The organism is Ktedonobacterales bacterium, assembly GCA_036557285.1.
GTDB lineage: Bacteria > Chloroflexota > Ktedonobacteria > Ktedonobacterales > DATBGS01 > DATBHW01.
In genome coordinates, this window is sequence record DATBHW010000076.1 from 147,503 (window position 1) to 163,056 (window position 15,554).

Consider the following 15,554-nt stretch of genomic DNA (forward strand, 5'->3'; position numbering starts at 1 on the left):
AGTGAACTCTCACGGCTGGCAGGACCATTCGTGCCAGTTATACCCATCGCGCTTGAAGATTTCATACGCCGCCTGCGTGTTCGCCTGGGCATCGTAGGGCGAACGACCCGCCAGCGAGGTCGTGCGCCAGGTTGAGGGGTAGAGAATCTGGAACAGCCCGGTGGCGTGGCTGCCGCCAATCGAGGTCGGATTCACCGCCGACGGATTCAGCCCGGACTCACAGCGCGCCACAGCAATCGCGGCATTGGCATAGCTGCCAAAAACGGAGCGAATGATACTCACCACCTGGTCGCTGCCAGGCGGTGGTGGAGGCTGGGGCCTGGGGGTGGGCGTGTGGGTCGGGGTGGGTGTGGGCAGCAGGAAGCTGCCCCCTGGTCCCGTCCGAAAGACCAGAAATGCTTGCTGTCCAGGATGCAATCCCGCCACATGGAACAGCGAGACGAACATTGCCAGGGCCAGCAAGCCCAAACCGACTAACCGGACAGCGGTTGATCGTTCGCCAATCGGGGGCTTGCGGGCGCTTTTATTCTCGCGCGCGGGCGCTCCTGGGATGAGGAGCAGCCCAGGCCGCACAGGCGGGCGCTGGCTGGTACGCCGCGCCTCTGGTGGGGATGATTGGCTCTGTTGCCGTGAGCCGTTCGTGAGATGCCTCCCAGCGGCGCGTCTTCAATGAGCAGCCTGTCGTTCGAGGCAAGGCGCTGGCCCGTCCCTCTGGTATTCCTCCGCTCCCTGCCCGCGCGCTCGTTCTAAGAGCGGCTGGCAGCATCGTAATCTCGGTTTGACGCGCACGAGGGTGAGTATGCCATATCTCTCTTGCGCTTCGCCAGCGGCTGGCCCAAAAGTCACCCTTCCTTAATAGAAAGGCGAACTGATCGCCCGCTCTTGACGGATATGACCAGTTTGCCTGAAAGGTGGGGCGCCAGCCCCGACCATGTAGTCGTTTGGCGCTACCAGACGAAACACGGACCGAAGAGAGAAAGCTCCTCTGGCTATGGGGAAACTTCATCCAGGCGCTTCTGCCTGGTTGACGTGCCGAATTGGGCAATGATAGCCGCCGCCACAATCCCGATACAAATGATCAGGAAGATGACGATTGGCCCCGAACTCGTCCCAAAATTGTCGAGCAGGTTGGTGATGTTGGCTGCTATCAGGAGAATGCCCACGCCCCCCCCGAGATGCCCGATGCCATCCACCAACGCAAACCCGGTAGCGCGTGCGCGGGTGGGATAGCTTTCAGTGGACCAGGTGTAGGTCATGGGTACCCACAGGTTGAAGCCAAAGAAAGTGATTATGGCCCCAATCGCGGCCAAGGTGAAATTGTCGGAGGTGATGAACACCGCCATCAGGATCCCCCCGATGACCGTCAGCACGGCTGAAATCGGCAGCCACAGCTTGCGCTCCAGGCGTTCCCCATAGTAGTACGCGAAGACGGCGGCGGCGATGAACCCGAGCGTGCCTAAGGCGGCCAGCATGCCAGCTTTCCCTGCCGCTATTGGCGGCTCCGCAGCCTTTGTCTGTATCAAAACTTCTGACAGCAGGGTGGTGAGTCCCTGGGCAATCGCATAGATGGTGATGTAGCCCAGGAACCAGACCACGACCAACAGGAGCGTGCGACGCAGGTAGAGGGGGTTGGTGAAGATTTCGGTATAGGGAACCTTGGTCGGACCCGCCTGCACTGGAAGTTCACCAGCAGGCGCGGGCAAGTCGGACACGCGCTGGCGGGCGCGCTCCTCCATCCCGCTGACGATCTTATCGGCCTGGTCTACCCGTCCGCGCGAAATCAGCCAGCGCGGCGACTCAGGCAACTGGAAGCGCAGCAAGATGCCGATGAGCGCCAGGGCCGCCCCGATGCCATACATATAGCGCCACCCGTTGCCCATAAACTCAGGAGCCTGAGCAAAGGGCAGACCAGCGGGGAAATCGCCCGGCGGGGTGGTGAGCCAGAGACCCAACCAGATGCCAACGAAGGCGCCCAACGCGGACATGATAAAGATGAGCGACGTATATCTGGCGCGACTGCCCCTGGGAGCCACCTCGTTGATATAGGTATTGACGATTGCCAGGTCGGCGCCGATGCCAATGCCGGTGATGACACGCGCGATGATAAAGTTGGTATAGTCGGTGACAAAGGCGTTATACAGCGAGCCTAGACCCGTCAGGAGCAAGGTAAACAAGAGCATGTCGCGTCTGCCGAATCGGTCAGCCAGGGGCGACAAAATCAGCGCCCCAATGACATAGCCCGCCAGATTCAACTCGACCGGCAGACCGAGCTTATCGGCTGCGGTAATAGAACCCGGCGGCCCTCCAGGCACACATTTGGGGACGATCTGCGTGCAGGTTTGGATGAAGGAAACGGTGATGTCAAAGATGTCGTAGAAGGTGAAGAGAAAGCCGACGCCAATGATCCCGATGAAGAGGTAAGAGAGCGCCCAGATGGGAATACGATCCTGCCGCGCAATAATCGCTGCGGCGCTGGCGCTGGTCGTTCCCGCACCGGATGAAGAGGCTGACGCGCTACCTTGATCGGATGCCATAGGATACCCCTTTCACACGCCTCTCTCAGTCGAAGAAAAGAAGCGTGACTCGCAGGCCGCCTGCCGCTAATGAGGCGGGGCAGGCGCCCACTTACATCGTTGGCTTCTGTCTTGAAGGATAGTTTCCATGCCGCGTACCGTGCTGATTGCTCCAACGTTGGAAACAAGCGCCAAACGACCAGATACTGTATCTCTGGGATAAGCCTCCTTTCTGCTCCATCTGGATTCCTCATATGGGGGCGAGCAAGCTAACCCGGCAAGCCAGCCTGGCGAGCCTCTCTGGATAGAATACATGCGCTTTGCTCGCTCGCTTCTTGAGTGAAGAGTTCATTATGTTGAACATATCGTTCTGAGTTGAGAACTATATACCTGATAAATGCTGTGCTGTCAAGGGCCAGCCCTCATTTCTCTCTTCTTGCAATCTGCTCCAAATGCTGATAAGATACAAGAAATAGATGACTGACCACCCACCCATTATAAGCGTGGTGTCCTGCCCTTGCCAGATCGCCTGGTCTATCATAGCCGTTGCCTGTGTATAGCGAATCGTTGTAGTTCTCGGCCTCTGTAATGACTACCAGCCTGGTTATTAAGAAATGAGGTTAAGATGATTGAAGCAAGTGTGACCGAGGCGCACCACCTGGCGCGCGCCAAACTTATGCAAGTATTCCGCTATCTTCAAGCCCTGCATCAACTCCGCAATCCCATTCAACGCGAGATTGCAAACCAGCCCTGGGTACTCTGGCTGCACGATTTGCCCGATCATCCCTGCGTTCGCCGGGGTTTGGGAATGGCTGCCGCCAGCATGCAAGATGACAACGATGCAGAAAGCCTGGAGGACGCTACCAGGGAGCGCGCAGGCGCTGCCGACGAGTTTATTCTGAAGGTGAGTCGGCCTCGCCTGACCGATCCCCCTGAACCGCCATCCGAGATTCTTCCCTGGCTCCTGCCTGGCTGGCGGCAGGTGGATGGCAAGGTAATAGTCCAGCCAGCGATTGCTGACCCGCAGGACACCCTTGAGCCTGATGGAGAGGTCCGCTCGCTCCCCTTCGATGCTGACCCACAGCGGCAGCATCTGCTGGAGCGATGGAAGGCCGGGCGCGATGCCTGGGCCGAGGCGGAGCGTCCTGCGCGGCGGGCGATGACCATCTTTGAGCGGCTCTATACGCTGCATGCGCAGTTGGGGCGCGAGGCGGAGCGCCTGGAACTGCTGCTGGGGGATGGGCTGCTGACCTGGCCGCACAGCAGCGGTGTGCAGGTGCGTCACCCGGTCTTGCTGCTGCGCCTGCAACTGCGCTTCAATCCCGACATTCCTGAGTTTACTCTGGCCGAGGCCGAGTATCCTCCTGAATTGTACACTGCCCTGTTCCGCTCCCTGTCCGATATTCAAGCGGAGGCCATTGCCTCCTGCCGCGAAGACCTGGAGCGCGGGGGCTGGCATCCGCTCGGCGGCGAAGAGACTGATAGCTTCCTGCGGCGGTTGGTCACGCAGCTTTCACCCTATGGGCGCTTTGCCGACGAAAGCATTCCCGATGATGTGGAGCATATCCCATCCATCAGCCGCGACCCGGTGCTGTTCCTGCGTCACCGCACACTCGGCTTTGGCGTCGCGCTTGAAGCGATCCTTGAGGATGTACCCACGCAGGAAGACCTGCCTTTCTCGCTGACCAGTATCGTTGGCATAGATGCTCAGAGGCCGGAAGAACCAGAGAACCTTGCCGTGGTATCTGCGCTGGAGGCTCCCAATGGCGAAGATGATGAGGTTCTGCTGAGCAAATCGGCGAACGCCGAGCAGGTTGATATTGCCAGGCGGCTGGAACACTATGGAGCGGTGCTGGTACAGGGGCCGCCAGGCACCGGAAAAACTCATACCATTGCGAACATGGTGGGACACCTGCTGGCACAGGGCAAGAGCATCCTCGTCACCAGCCACACGGCCAAAGCCCTCAAGGTCTTGCGCGATCAGGTCGTTGAGCCGCTGCAAGCACTGTGTGTCAGCGTGCTTGACGATGAGAGCAAGCAGATGGAAAACGCCGTTGATGAGATCACGGAGCGGCTGGCCTTTTCCGATGCCGAAGCCCTGGAGCGTGAAGCTGCCGCCCTCCTGTGCCAGCGCGCCGACCTGCTGCGCGAACTGCGCGAGACGCGCGAGCGCCTGAAAGCGGCGCGCTATGATGAATACTGCCCCGTTCTTCTGGACGGAGAGGAGTATACGCCATCTCAGGCCGCCCGGCAGATTGGGGAAAGCCGAGCGCAGGCCGGTTGGATTCCAGCGCCGGTAACGGCTGGCGCCGCGCTGCCGCTTACGGCTGGCGAACTGACCGAACTGTATCGCTCGAATGCGCTCGTCAGCGCCGCTGATGAAAAAGAACTGGCGCTGGCGCTGCCTGATCCCCAGCAGCTTCTGCCGCCCAGCGATTTCGCGCGCTTTGTCGCTGAACGCGAACGCTTGCGCCAGCAGGATGTGTCTCATCGGCGCGAACTCTGGAACGAGACACCCGCCGATCAGCCGCCAGAGGAGCTTGAAACGCTCCAACATCAACTACTTCAGGCGATTGAGCCGCTGCGCGACGAGACGCGCTGGCGTCTGGCGGCCTTGACAGCAGGCCGCGACGGTGGTCCTGCCCGCCGCGCCTGGGACGATCTGCTGACCGAGATAGAGCAGGTCTATATGCTGGCGGCGCAGGCGCAGCCGCTGGTGTTGGAATATACGCCGATGGTCCCGGCAGATTGTCTGCCAGACCGCATAGGGCAGGTTCTCGATGATCTTTGGGGCCACCTGAAAGCCGGTGGGAAGCTCAGCTCCGTCAAATTGATGACCCACCGCGACTGGAAGATCGTAGTCGAGTGTACCCAGGTGAAGCGGCGTCCACCCGAACTGCCGGTGCATTTTGAGGCGCTGCGCGCACTGGTATGGCTCCAGTCTGGTCGCGCTGACCTGATAGATCGCTGGCAGCGCCAGATGACACCGCTGGATGGGCCAGACCCGGCGGCGCTTGGAGCCGAACCCGAAAAAGCCTTCCATCAATATGTCCCGCTGCTGCGCCAATGTCTGGATTGGTTCCCCACTGTTTGGGGGCCGCTGGAAGAGGCGCTGATTCAGCAGGGCTTTCACCTCGATGCCTTTCTGGCCGAGATGCCGGTCAATCTGGTTGAGCATGGCGACCTGCTGCGCTTGCGCGAGGCCGCGCTTGAACGGCTCCCGGCCATTCTTGCCGCTGAGGTCAATCGCCGCTCACAAGCGTATAGCGAGGCCCAACTGCTGGAACTTCGGCGCTGCCTGGAACGCTTCGGCGGGAGCGCCGCTCAATCCGAGGTCGTCCGGCAGGCGCAGGCCGCTGTCGCTCTGCTTGATACGTCGGCCTATCGGGAGGCGTTTGAGCGCCTGGCCGATCTGCATACACGGCGCGAGGCGCTGGCGCGCCGCCAGACACTCTTGACAAAGCTGGAGACGAACGCGCCGACCTGGGCCTCAGCAATCCGTAATCGCGTCGGCATCCACAGCGAGCCGGAGTTGCCTGGCGATCCGGCTGAAGCCTGGACCTGGAGACAGCTTGATGATGAACTGGAGCGCCGGGCGAAGCGCTCGCTCGAAGAACTCCAGGCGCGCATCGCACAACTCAGCAGCAGTTTGCAGCGGACCACCGCGCTGCTGGTTGAGCAAAAAGCCTGGGCTGCGCAGGTCCGACGCACCACGCCAGAACAACAGCGGGCGCTTCAGGGCTGGAAACAATTGATGCAAAAAGCAGGCAAAGGCAAGGGCAAGCGTGCGCCGCGCCTGCTTGCCGAGGCGCGCAGGCTTATGCCAATCTGCCAGAGTGCTGTACCCGTCTGGATTATGCCGCTGAGCCGCGTCGTCGAAAACTTCGACCCCAAGCGCAACCGTTTCGATGTCATCATCATTGACGAAGCGAGCCAGGCAGACCTCATGGCGTTGGCCGCCGTCTATATGAGCCGTCAGGTCATCGTCGTGGGCGATCACGAGCAGGTCAATCCGGTAGCCGTCGGGCAGCGGCTCGATGAGGTCCAGCAGTTGATTGACGAGCATCTTGCTGGTATCCCCAATGCGATGCTTTACGACGGCCAGTGTTCCATCTATGATCTGGCGCAGACGACTTTCAAGCCGGTCTGCTTGCGCGAGCATTTCCGCTGCGTCTCGCCGATCATCGCTTTTAGTAATGGCCTTTCCTATGATGGCAAGATCAAACCCCTGCGCGACGCCAGCGAGATCAAACGCCGCCCACATGTGCTGGCCTATCGGGTGGAGCAGGCGGTCTCCAGTGATAAAGTCAATGACGAAGAGGCGCGCGCCATCGCCTCTTTGTTGGTGGCAGCCACAGAACAGCCAGAGTACGACGGGGCCACGTTCGGTGTGATTTCTATGGTCGGGGAAGAGCAAGCCATTCGCATAGATACCCTCCTTCAGCGCCATCTTGCCCCAGGAGAGTATACCCGCCGCCGCATTCAGTGCGGCAACGCGGCCCAATTTCAGGGTGATGAGCGCGATGTGATCTTCCTTTCAATGGTAGATACACCAGCAGAGGATGGGCCGCTGCCGGTGCGCATGGATGGGCCAGGCAAGCTCTTTAAGAAACGCTTTAACGTGGCGACCAGCCGGGCGCGCGATCAGCTTTGGGTAGTGTATTCCCTCGACCCCGATACTGACCTGAAGCCAGATGACATCCGGCGTCGGCTTATCCAGTATGCCAGGAACGCGGAAACGCGCCAGCGCCTGGCGAGCGATGCAGAGCAACCTGTCGAATCTGAGCTTAAGAAGCGCGTAATGCAGATGCTGGCGCAGGCAGGATACCGGGTGAAGTCTCAATGGCCGGTTGGCACAAATCACATTGATCTGGTAGTGGAGGGCGCTGGCAAACGCCTGGCGCTTGAGTGTGATGGTGATCGCTGGTGTCCTCAAGAGCAGCTAGCTGAGGATATGACGCGCCAGGCGATTCTTGAGCGCCTGGGGTGGCGCTTCTCGCGCATTCGTGGCAGCCAGTTTTTCCGCGATCCCGAACGCACGTTGGAGGCGCTGCTTGCCCGATTGCGCCTGCTGGACATCCCACCGGAGGATAGAGAGTCTGGCGCAGCCCCCACAGAAGAGGAAACCGCCTTGCAGGATCGCATCATCCTCCGCGCCGCCGAACTCCGCCAGGAGTGGGCAGCGCACAGCGACGAGGAGGATAGCCAGCCAAAGCCAGGAGCGGCGCGTTCCTGGGGACAGCCCTGGCGGCGCACTGTGGTGGTAGAGGAGCCGACGCTGGTTCCAGCGCAGGACGGGCTGATAGACCTCGATCATTGGGCGCCGCCACCGCCTATGGGGAACGCTTCCCTGACGGTCCACGCCCAGCCCGCAGTGCTTGCGCCACCCATTCCTTCCTTCTCGACGGCCACCATGCCGCCAGAAGAGGCGCTTCCTGCTACCGAGGGAGCTTTCTCGGAGCCGCTGTTTTTCCCCGGCGATTATGCCAGGCACGAGCGGTATGGCGTGGGCAGGGTCGTAAGCAGCCGGATGGTCGGTGATTTCGAGCTGGTGGAGGTGGACTTTGCCAACTCGTTTGGCCGGAAGACGCTTGAAGCCAAACTGACGCGCCTGGAAAAAGTACCCAACAGCCAGGCTTGATAACGCAAAGCCAGGAGCTTCTTGAACCCCCACAACACAACAGGCCAGAGAAGAAATAATTTCTTCTCTGGCCTGTTGTGTTGTGGGTTTAGACCGCCTCAAACCTGCCAGCGAGCTTTTTAGGGCTTGACAGCGCGCCCACAGCAAGGTATAGTGTTCGTATGGCAGAACAGCATGTTCAGCATGACGTACAACAGTACGAGACGCAGCAGCCCGACGCGGCAGCCTCCACTGTCGCCGCGCCGATGGTCGAGCGCGCCTTCCGCCTGCTTGAGTTGCTCAGCGTCTCCGAGGAGGGCTTGACCCTTTCAGATCTGGCTCGCACGCTGGGGATGAGCAAAAGCAGTGTACACGGCCTGCTCAAAACGCTAGAGAGCAATCGGGTCGTTGAACAGTCCGAAGACCGCCGCTATATCCTGGGACCGCGCATCTTCGACCTGGCGCAAGCGAGTGGACAGCGCCCTGACCTGCGGCGCTTCGCCTTGCCGGTGATGCGCCGTCTGGCCGCCAATATCGGCCAGACCGTTTTTTTGGGACGGGTCGAAGAAGACCGTATCCACATTCTGGAATGTATTGAGAATGAGAGCGAGCATCCGTCGCTGCGTATCTCTGCCCGACGCGGCGGGCGCATACCACTGCTGGCGGGGGCAACCGCTCGCGTGGCGCTGGCGGCCTGGCCGGTGGCAAAACGCTCGGCGTTTTTGCGCGCGCATTCGCTGCCCGCATTTACGGCGCGCTCGATTACCGATCCCGACCAGTTTTTGGCGGCTGTAGAGGAGACGGCTCGTACCGGCATTGGCGAAGACCACGAGGAATACCTGACGGGTATCAACGCCGTAGCCGCGCCGATCTATGGCCCAGGCAGCATGCTGGTGGCTTTGCTCTGGGTAGTAGGCTTCGCCTCGCACTTTGGCGGGGAGGCGTTGCAGCGCGCCCGGCAGCAGTTGCGCGCGGAAGCGGAGGCCATCTCTCAATCGTTAGGAGCCAGATAGCGTTTCTCATTACTCGTCAAAGGAGCTACCAGCTATGCACCCTAGACCAGCAGCGCCGCTGACCGAGACTCAGACCCTGCAAGCTGCCCTTCAGACGGCCAGCCGCGAGGCCATAGCGGCCCACCAGCTTGAGCGCGTGCAGGCTGGTTTGCAGCACATCCTGGCAAGCAATGGCTTCTATCAGCGCAAGTTCGCTGGCCTCTACCCCCAGAGCATTCGTGATGAGGCAGCTTTTCGACAACTGCCCTTCACGACCAAGGGCGAACTGATCGCCGATCAGCTTGAGCATCCGGTGTATGGCACAAACCTCACCTATCCCCTGCGCAGCTATTTGCGGCTGCATCAAACCTCCGGGACCACCGGCCAGCCGCTCAAGATTCTGGACACGCCCGCAAGCTGGGACTGGTGGGCCGACTGCTGGAGCGTGATTTATCAGGCGGCAGGCGTCACCGATGAAGATATTCTCTTCCTGGCCTTTTCATTTGGCCCCTTTATTGGCTTCTGGTCGGCGTATGAGGGCGCGAAGCGCGTGGGCGCGCTGATCGTGCCGGGCGGCGGCCAGACCTCTGTACAGCGCCTCCAGACCATGCTGGCGACGAAGGCAACCGTCCTGGTCTGCACGCCAACATACGCCCTGCACCTGGCGGAAGTGGCCCAGGCCGAGGGCATTGATATTGCTGGCTCCGATGTGCGCCTGACGATTCACGCGGGGGAGCCGGGCGCGTCAATTCCAAACACGCGACGGCGCATCGAAACGGCCTGGGGCGCGCGCACCTACGATCACCTGGGCATGACAGAGATGGGCGCGTATGGGTTCACCTGTCTGAATCAGGATGCTGTTCATGTGAATGAGGCCGAGTTTATTGCCGAGATTATGGACCCGCTGACAGGCCAGCCAGTTGCCGAGGGAGAACGCGGCGAACTGGTGCTGACGAATCTAGGCCGCTGGGGTACGCCCGCCATTCGCTATCGCACCGGCGATCTGGTGCAGCGCGGCCCAACAACGTGCGCATGCGGCTGCGCTTATCTGACCTTACCCGGCGGCGTGCTGGGGCGGTTAGATGGTATGCTGATTGTGCGCGGCGTGAATGTCTATCCAGCCAGCATCGAAGATGTGCTGCGCGGTTTCCCTGAAGTAGAAGAGTTTCGTATCACTGTCACCAAAGCCGACGAACTTGATGAGATTGCGCTGGACCTGGAATGCCCGGAAGAGATTGTATCGCGGGTGGAGATGGCGCTGCGTCAGGGGCTGAGCCTGCGCGTGCCGGTACGCGCTGTGCCATCCGGCACGCTGCCCCGCTTTGAACTCAAAGCCCGGCGCGTCGTTGATCTTCGTAGTAAAGCAGGCAGTTGATAGAGTTTTACGCAGACGAGGCCAACCGAACAGATAGGTTACACTACGAAAGAGGGCTTGTCGTGGAAAAGCAGTTAATGACGTTTCGTGTCAACGGGGAAACGTCACAAGTAGCAGTGTCTCCGCTGAAGACCTTGCTGGAGGCGCTGCGCGAGGAGCTTGACCTGACTGGAACCAAGCATGGCTGCGAACTTGGACACTGCGGGGCTTGCACCGTGCTGGTCAATGGCGCGCCGGTCCTCTCGTGCCTGATGCTGGCGGTTGAGGCGCAGGGCGAAGAGATTACGACGGTTGAAGGTCTGGCGCGCGAAAACCGCCTGCACCCCTTGCAGCAGACGTTCGCAGAGCGCGGCGCGGCGCAGTGTGGCTACTGCACGCCCGGCTTCCTGATGAGCGGCGCGGCCCTGCTCGATCACAACACCAGCCCAACCCGCGATGAGATCAAAGCGGCGCTGGCCGGAAATCTCTGCCGCTGTACGGGGTATACTAAAATTATTGAAGCAGTAGAGTTGGCCGCTGAGCGCATGCGCGAGTCGCCAACCATAGAGGCAGCAGCCGCACAGGCAGGAGGATAACAGAGACATGGCAAAACGCCCGCTCACCCTGGAGGATTTCTGGTCGCTCAAGCTGGTAAGCGAGCCGCAGGTCTCGCCCGACGGGGCCAGCGTTGCCTACGTAGTGGGCGGCTACGATGAGACGCACAATACGCTCCATTCGGCTATCTGGCTGGCGGCATTGCCGGACGGCCAGACACGCCAGTTCACCAGCGGCGAAACCCAGGACATGCAGCCAGCCTGGTCGCCCGACGGCAAGCGCCTGGCCTTCGTCTCCGCCCGCCACGAAAGCAAACCACAGATTTTCGTGATGGACGTAAGCGGGGGCGAAGCCCGCCGCCTGACCACCGCGCCCGATGGCGCGACCTCGCCGGTCTGGTCCCCCGATGGCAAGCGCCTCTGCTATAGTTCCGGCCCGGAAACCGACGAGCAGCAAATCCCCCAGGAAGTGGACTGGCTCAAAGCACACGCCGATCTGGAAAAGAGTGCGCCACGCCTGCGCCTCCAGCGCGCGCTCCAGACGCGCTTTGATGGGCGCGGCTTCCTGGATCGGCGCAGCCACCTGTTCCTCATCGCGGTAGACGAGCCAGGAGCCGAGCCGCGCCAGTTGACAACCGGAAATTACGATGATGGACAGGCGGTCTGGTCGCCCGACGGCGCGCTGATCGCTTTTGTCGCCAATCGCCAGAAAGACGCCGAGCATACGTTCGCCGCCGACATCTGGACAGTAGACGTAGAGAGCGGCGAACTGAAGCGCCTCACCGATGGCAGCCTGAGCGCCTCCTTCCCCGCCTGGTCGCCCAACGGGCAGACGCTCGCCTTTTATGCCGACCTCGACATGACCAGACACCCCTACTATGACACCCAGGTCTGGATTGTCTCGCGGGCGGGCGGCGATCAGCGCAATCTCACCGCGTCACTAGACCGGGGCTGGGGCGGGATTCAGCCAGACTACCTGTTTCCTGATCCAGCGGCTCCCGCCTGGGCGCCCGATGGAAAAAGCCTCTATTTTACTGTCGGCGATCAGGGCAGCAGCGTCATCTTCGCTCTTTCGCTGGAGTCGGGAGAAACGCGGCGCGTCTCAAACGACGCGGTGGATGTGGCAAGGGTATCCTGCGCGGCTGACGGTAAAACGCTCGTCTGTCTTGCCGCCACAGCTACCCAGCCCTACGAGGTCTGCGTCGTGCCTGCCAGCGGCGGTTCGCTGCGGTTCATCACCGAAACCAACCGCGCCCTGCTGGAAGAGGTCACACTGGCTGCGCCGGAGCGCATCAGCTTCACCGGCCCCGACGACTGGGAGATCGAAGGCTGGCTCTACAAACCGAATGACGCGGAGCGCCGACGCCCCTATCCGCTGATTCTGCACGTTCACGGCGGGCCGAATGGCTCCTGGGGCCACAGCTTTTTCTTCCAGGCGCAGGCGCTTGCCGGAGCAGGCTACGCCTCGCTCTATCTCAATCCGCGTGGCAGCAATGGCTATGGCGTGCAGTTCGCCCGCGCCGCCGATTGGGGCAAAAAAGATTATCTCGATCTGATGGCGGGCGTTGATGCTGTACTGGCCGGGGGCGAAGTAGACCCGGCGCGGCTGGGCGTCACCGGCATCTCTTACGGCGGCTACATGACAAACTGGATCGTGGGGCATACGACACGCTTTGCCGCTGCCGTCTCGGTCAATGGGATTTCCAACCTGACCAGCTTTTACGGCGTCAGCGACATCGGCGCGCTCTGGTTCCCGCCGAAGTTTGGCGACTTCTGGGCCAGCGAAGAAAGCTGGCGGCTCTACCGCGAGCATTCGCCCATCACCTACGTGGCGAATATCGCCACGCCGCTGCTGCTGCTTCAGGCGGAAAACGATTATCGCTGCCCCATCGAGCAGGGCGAGCAGATGCTCAGCGCGCTGCGGGTACGGCGTCAAACGGTGGAACTCATTCGCTTCCCCGGCGCCAGCCATATCATTGCCGCGAGCGCCGCGCCGCTCCATCGCTACTTCCAGTGGAAACTGACGCTGGATTGGTTCGAGCGTTATCTGAAGGGTGAGCAAAGTAAAGCAGCCGAAGAGGCCGCGCCTGTTGGCGCAGCCGTCGAGGGGACCGTTCAGGCTCCGCACGAGTAGGGAGTTTCCGATGATTGGCAAATCGCTTCCCAAGATTGATAGCTACGCGAAAGTGACCGGGGCGGCGCGCTACGCCGACGATATGAAGCTCCCGCGCATGGCCTCGGGGCGCATTCTGCGCAGCCCCCACCCGCACGCGCTGATTACGCGGTTGGATACCTCGCGGGCGCGTGCCCTGCCTGGCGTCCTCGATGTCATCACCGGGCATGATCTGCCCAACCTGTTCGGCATCATGCCCACCACCCAGGACGAGTACCCCTTCGCCATCGAGAGAGTGCGCTACGTGGGCGAGCCGGTTGCGGCTGTCTGCGCGATAGACGAAGAAACCGCCGAAGAGGCGCTGGACCTGATCGAAGTTGACTATACGATACTTCCGGCGGTGCTCTCCATTGAAGAGGCGCTGGCCCACGAAGACCTCAAGATTCACGAAGAGATGAAGCGCGGCAATGTCATGAAAGAGGTTCACCTGGACTTTGGCAGCGTGCAAGAGGGCTTCGAGGAAGCTGATCTGGTCCGCGAAGATACGTTCTTCTTCGAGGGGACGACACACGCGCCTATGGAAGAACACTCATGCGTGGCCGATTGCAACGCCGACGGCAAGATCACGCTCTGGACCTCGACGCAAACGCCGCACTACGTTCACCGCGAAGTCGCCAAGGTTCTGGAGATACCGCGCAGCCATCTGCGTGTGATTGTGCCGCCGGTTGGTGGCGGCTTCGGCGGCAAGTGCGAGCCGTTCGCGCATGACTTCGCGGCCTGCCTCTTCGCTAAGAGACATGGGCGGCCCATCAAGTTCACGCTCAGCCGCGAAGAAGTCTTTTACTGCCATCGCGGGCGGCATCCCGTCAAGATGATTCTGAAGACGGGTGTCAAGCAGGACGGCACGATTACCGCCGTCCATCTGCAAACGTTTTTGGATGGCGGCGCGTATGCCAGCTATGGCCTCGCCACCGTCTATTATACCGGCGCATTGCTCACCGTCACCTACAAGATTCCGCGTTACAAGTTCGACGGCATGCGCCTCTATACCAACAAGCCCGCCTGCGGCCCCAAGCGCGGACACGGCTCGACCCAGCCACGCTACGCCTTCGAGTGCCAGCTTGATAAGATCGCTGAGCAGCTTGGCCTCGATCCAGCGGCCTATCGCCAGCAGATCGCTATCGAGCCGTACTCCGCAACAGTCAACGGCCTGCGCGTCACAAGCTGCGGGCTGGTCGAATGTGTGGACAAAGTTGTCGCGGCCTCGGACTGGAAGGCGCGCCGCCATCGTCTGCCGCCGGGGCGCGGGCTAGGTGTCGCTATCAGTTCCTATGTGACGGGCGCGGGCAAAGCCATCTACTGGAACGATATGCCGCACTCCGGCGTGATCGTCACCATTGATCGCGGCGGCGGCGTGGCCGTCCTGTGCGGCTCCTCCGACATCGGCCAGGGGTCCGATACCATGTTGGCAACCGTCGTCGCTGAAGAGCTTGGCGTCGAACTTTCCGACATTCGCGTCTATACCGGCGACACCGATCTGACGCCAGTAGACCTGGGCAGCTACTCGTCGCGCGTCACCTTCATGGCGGGCAACGCCGCGCGCGAGGGAGCGTTGAAGCTGCGCGCCTGGCTGCTGGAGGCCGCCAGCGAACTGCTGCACGTTCCGGCTGAGCGCCTGACCGCCGCTGACCGCGCTATCTTCTGTACCGACGACCCTGAAAAGCGCGTCTCCTTCGCCGAAGCGGCGGAGAAAGCCGAATCAGTACACGGCACGCTCAGCGCCGTTGGCTCGTACAAGCCGCCCAAGCTCGGCGGCCAGTTCAAGGGTTCGGGCGTGGGCATCTCGCCAGCTTACAGCTATACCGCCTGCGTGGCCGAGGTGCAGGTAGACCCGGAGACCTACGACATCAAGGTCGAAAAGCTGTGGGTCGCGCACGACTGTGGGCGGGCGCTCAATCCCACGCTGGTTGAGGGGCAGATCGAGGGCAGCGCCTATATGGGCTTTGGCGAAGCTGTCCTGGAAGAGCAGGTGTTCCGCAAGGGGCTGCACAAGATTCCATCGCTGCTGGAATACAAGCTGCCGACGATCTACGACACGCCAGAAATCGTGGCGATGCACGTCGAAACGCACGACCTGGAAGGCCCGTATGGCGCGAAAGAGGCCGGTGAAGGGCCGCTCAACCCGATCATTCCGGCGATTGCCAACGCCGTCTATGACGCCATCGGCGCGCGCGTGGACAGCACGCCGATCACGCCCGACAAGATCGCCCAAGCCCTGAAGGCGCAGCAGCGCCAGAAAGCCAGCAGCCCGCGCCCACAGCCGAAAGCGCCTGCTGTGCCAGTGTAACTCGTACCGCCGCCGTCTCGGCGGCCAACCGAACGCCTGAGCGAACGCGACGCTTCAGTGA

The 15,554-nt window shown here is 61.3% G+C and carries 8 protein-coding genes; 6 read left to right on the forward strand and 2 right to left on the reverse strand.

Annotated features, from left to right (window positions below; genetic code table 11):
- Positions 1-9: 9 nt before the first annotated feature.
- Together VH599_21095 and VH599_21100 are read right to left on the reverse strand one after the other, a co-directional pair.
- On the reverse strand, positions 10-573 hold the full coding sequence (locus VH599_21095; GenBank protein ID HEY7350820.1) for a transglycosylase SLT domain-containing protein: 564 nt from the start codon (positions 571-573) through the stop codon (positions 10-12).
- 416 nt (positions 574-989) lie between these two features.
- Complete coding sequence (locus VH599_21100) at positions 990-2,534, reverse strand: MFS transporter (GenBank protein ID HEY7350821.1); 1,545 nt, start codon at positions 2,532-2,534, stop codon at positions 990-992.
- 604 nt (positions 2,535-3,138) lie between these two features.
- On the opposite strand from VH599_21100, the gene VH599_21105 reads away from it, so the two are divergent.
- The 6 genes from VH599_21105 (at position 3,139) to VH599_21130 (ending at position 15,493) form a co-directional block, all read left to right on the forward strand.
- On the forward strand, positions 3,139-8,154 hold the full coding sequence (locus tag VH599_21105; GenBank protein HEY7350822.1) for an AAA domain-containing protein: 5,016 nt from the start codon (positions 3,139-3,141) through the stop codon (positions 8,152-8,154).
- Between the two features lie 161 nt (positions 8,155-8,315).
- Complete coding sequence (locus VH599_21110) at positions 8,316-9,146, forward strand: IclR family transcriptional regulator (GenBank protein ID HEY7350823.1); 831 nt, start codon at positions 8,316-8,318, stop codon at positions 9,144-9,146.
- 34 nt (positions 9,147-9,180) lie between these two features.
- On the forward strand, positions 9,181-10,500 hold the full coding sequence (locus VH599_21115; GenBank protein ID HEY7350824.1) for an AMP-binding protein: 1,320 nt from the start codon (positions 9,181-9,183) through the stop codon (positions 10,498-10,500).
- Positions 10,501-10,562: 62 nt separating this feature from the next.
- Positions 10,563-11,075 carry a (2Fe-2S)-binding protein gene (locus VH599_21120; protein ID HEY7350825.1) on the forward strand — a complete coding sequence of 171 codons (513 nt, stop codon included), beginning with the start codon at positions 10,563-10,565 and terminating at the stop codon, positions 11,073-11,075.
- A 7-nt stretch (positions 11,076-11,082) separates the two neighbouring features.
- Positions 11,083-13,167 (forward strand): S9 family peptidase, encoded by a 2,085-nt coding sequence (locus VH599_21125; protein ID HEY7350826.1) that lies wholly within the window; start codon positions 11,083-11,085, stop codon positions 13,165-13,167.
- A gap of 10 nt (positions 13,168-13,177) precedes the next feature.
- Complete coding sequence (locus VH599_21130; GenBank protein ID HEY7350827.1) at positions 13,178-15,493, forward strand: molybdopterin cofactor-binding domain-containing protein; 2,316 nt, start codon at positions 13,178-13,180, stop codon at positions 15,491-15,493.
- Positions 15,494-15,554: the final 61 nt, after the last annotated feature.